3 protein-coding genes are annotated in these 3,523 nt (G+C 74.6%); all 3 read left to right on the top strand.

The genetic code is table 11. From position 1 onward, the window contains the following. On the top strand, positions 1-1,091 hold a 1,091-nt coding region (locus DQW85_RS12085), incomplete at its 5' end, for a hypothetical protein (protein ID WP_205315059.1). Positions 1,092-1,216: 125 nt separating this feature from the next. Next, positions 1,217-2,866, top strand: a complete 1,650-nt coding sequence (locus DQW85_RS12080; protein ID WP_113700421.1) for a serine/threonine protein kinase — start codon at positions 1,217-1,219, stop codon at positions 2,864-2,866. A gap of 21 nt (positions 2,867-2,887) precedes the next feature. After that, positions 2,888-3,523: protein kinase family protein (locus DQW85_RS12075; protein ID WP_476703600.1), on the top strand; the 636-nt coding region annotated here is incomplete at its 3' end.

Raw genomic sequence — 3,523 nt, 5'->3', positions numbered from 1 at the left:
CCACCCCGACCCCCACGCCGACTCCGACCCTCACCCCCACGCCGACGGTCACGCCAACCCCGACGATCACCCAGACGCCCACCCCGGCCACCTCGGTGGCGGCGCTCGCGGTCGGCGGGCTCGCGGTGAACTCCGACGCGGTCGCCAGCGGCACGGTCACGATCCGCGCCACCGGCACCGCCCCGATCACCGCCACCGCCACCTGGTCGGTCGGCGGCGCCACCGTCCACACCGAGCGGGTACGGCTCACGGGCGACACCTCCTACACCCGCACGTTCAGCCATGATCTCGGCGAGCGCCCGTGCGGCAGGACGGTCTCCCTGACCGTCGCGACCACCCCCGCCGCGCCGGGCGGCGCCAGGACCGCCACGCTGGACGTGCCGCCCTGCCCCACGACGGTCACCGGGCTGAGGGTGGCGCTCGGCATGGCCCCCGCGCCCGGCTCCGCCGCCACCGCGAGGATCCGGGTCTTAACCAGCGGCACCGCCGCCGTCCCGGTGCGCGCCAGGTTCGCGATCAACGGCGACCCGGTCGGCACCAAGGAGGAGACGCTCTCCGGCCGCACCTCCTACGCCAGGTCGTTGGGTCACGCCTTCGCGAACCGGCCGTGCGACTCCACGGTCTCCGTCCTGGTGACCGCCGGGGACCGGCAGGCCACCGCCCGGACCCGGGTGACCTGTCCGCCGGGCGTGCGGAAGGTGTCGATCGTGCGCGCGGCCCTGAGCGCCCGGGGATCCGCCGTCGCGGTGGTCGCCGTCGCCACGGTCAACGACCGGCCGGTACGGCTGAACGTCTCCTTCTCCCTGGCCGGTGGGCTCTCGCACACCGAGCAGCTCACCCTGTCGGGCGACACCGCCTACACCAGGACCCTGAGCCACGTGTTCGGCAAGGTGCCGTGCGGCGCGACGTGGCAGGTGCGCGCGTCGAGCGTGCCGCGGGCGGGCAACGGCGGCGACAGCGCGAGCGGGCGCACCCCCGACTGCCCGCCGCAGGAGGAGGAGCCGGATCCCGTCCCCAGCGAGCCGGGCACCGACGAGGGCCGGACCGAGGATCCCCCGGCCGGCGATTCGGACCATTCGAGCACCGGATGACACTGTCCGCTGACCTGTGATTTCAGACTCATTCATCTAGTTATGGACGGAAAGCGGTCGACTCTGGTTAAGCTACGGTGCGTTTGTTCGGGGTGGGGGCCCAGAAGACTCCAGAGGAGACCGTTATGCACGGTGATGGGCAGTGGGAGGTCCCTGGGTACAGCGCCGTCCGCGAGCTGGGGAGCGGTTCCGCCGGTCGGGTGGTCCTGGCGAGGCGCGACCACGACGGCGCAGAGGTCGCCATCAAGTACCTCGCCGACGAGCTCAGGTCCGACGTGGGCTTCGTCGCCCGGTTCCGGCACGAGGCCAGGCTCCTCGGCACCCTGCGCAGCCCGTACAACGCCCGCCTGATCGAGTATGTCGAGAGCGGCGCCGGCGCGGCGATCATCATGGAGCTGGTCAACGGGGTGTCGCTGCGCCAGATCATCAGGTCGGAGGGTCCCACCGGCCCCGAGGCGGCGCTAACCGTGCTCAAGGGCTCGCTCAAGGGCCTGGCCGCCGCGCACGCGATCGGCGTGGTGCACCGCGACTTCAAGCCCGAGAACGTCGTCGTCCAGGGTGACGGCGCCAGCAAGCTCGTCGACTTCGGCATCGCGGCGCGGTCCGGCGAGGGCACGAGCGCCGCCGGGACCCCGCCGTACATGGCCCCCGAGCAGTGGTCCGGCTCCCCTGCCGCCCCCTCCACCGACGTCTACGCCGCCACCGTCGTGTTCTTCGAGTGCCTGACCGGCACCCGCCCCTTCCGCGCGCCGGCCCTCGCGGCGCTCGCGCGGCAGCACCAGAGCGCGCAGCCGCCGGTCGAGGAGGTGCCGGCGCCGCTGCGCGGGCTGATCGAGCGGGGCATGGCCAAGACCGCCGGCGAGCGCCCGCCGACCGCCGAGGCGTTCCTCACCGAGCTCGAGGCCGTCGCGGCCGAGGCGTACGGGCCCGACTGGGAGCAGCGCGGGCGCCGCCGCCTGGCCAGGCTCGCCGGGCTGCTCGTCATGCTGTTCCCCAGCGTGCCGGACCTGGCGCCGGAGACGCAGACCTCGCTCGCCGAGACGACCTTCGGCGGGCCGTCCAGGCTGCTGGCCAAGCTCTCCTCCAAGATCGTCATCGGTACGGCCTGCGTGGGGATCCTGGTCGGGGTGACGCTGGTCGCGGTCAACGCGTTCGACGGCGACCCGGCCCTGCGGGCGCAGAGCAGCGAGGCGACGCCCAGCACGGTCGCCCCCTCGACCATGGAGCCGATCGAGGACCCCACCGACGAGCCCGTGGACGAGACCGAGGAGCCCACGCCCACCCCCAAGAGCTCGACCTCCGGCACGCCGACGCCCGCGCCGACCACCTCCTACAGCGCCGCGCCGCCGCCCTCCACGAAGGCACCCACGCCCAAGCCCTCCAGGACCCGGCCCGTCAGGCCGACGCCCACCCCGGCCAGGACCACCAAGAAGCCCATGCCGAGCGAGTCGTCCGCCCCCGAGATCACCGGCACGGTGGACGACCCGCCCACCGCGACCCAGCCGCCGTCGCCGCCCCCCAGCACGACCGCCCCGCCCACCTTCTCCCCCGCCCCCACACGCACGGTCACGCCCAGTGGCGAGCCGAGCGGGGGCGGCACGACCACGCCGAGGGAGCCGCGGGCCGGGGCGAGCACGCCGACGGAGCCGGGCGCTCCGGGCGGCGAGGAGGGGGCCGGGGCACTGCTGGCGCTGGGGCTGGTGACGTGGGGCGCGGTTCCGGTCACACTTGCGGTGAAACGCCGCGTGGCGGGTCGGCATCGGAGGAAGCGCTAGAAGCGCCGGGGGGCTGCGGCGATGGAGAACTCACGAGACGGTATCGCCGGCTTCCGGCTCACCGAACACACCTGGATCACCGAGCTCGGCAACTGGATAGACGCGATCTCGCCGGACGGCCGCCGGGCCGGGGCGCTGCTGTTCGACCCGAAGGTCATCGGGCTGCCCGGCGTGCGCGACCGGGTCGTCGCCGCCGTGCTGACCGACCAGCGGCTGGTGCTGGGCGGGCTCGGTGGCCTGATCCCGGTGGCCGACGTGGTCGCGGCCGGCGACCAGGTGTGGCTGCTCACCGCCCAGGCGGTCAAGCCCACCCTGGCCGACCTGCTGGCCGCGGGCCCGATCGACGCGGGCGGCGCGGCTGCGGTGCTGCTGGAGACCGCGCAGACGCTGCTCGCGCTGCACGCCGCCGGGCTCACGCACGGCTCGCTGCATCCGGGCACCGTGGTCATCGCGCCCGACGGGGCCGCGCTGATGTCCGAACGTGGGCTGGCCGACGCCATCCGCGGCCAGACCTCGCCGCCCGAACGCGACCTGGCGGCGTGGGCCTCCATGGCCCGCGGGCTGGCCTCGTCGTCGTACGGCGCTCCGGACGCGCCCGAGCTGTTCGAGCGGGCCGCGGCCACGGCCACCACGCACGGCCTCGCCGCCGCCAGGGAC

Source organism: Nonomuraea lactucae, assembly GCF_003313395.1.
GTDB lineage: Bacteria > Actinomycetota > Actinomycetes > Streptosporangiales > Streptosporangiaceae > Nonomuraea > Nonomuraea lactucae.
This window is presented reverse-complemented; position numbering and strand designations above follow the sequence as displayed.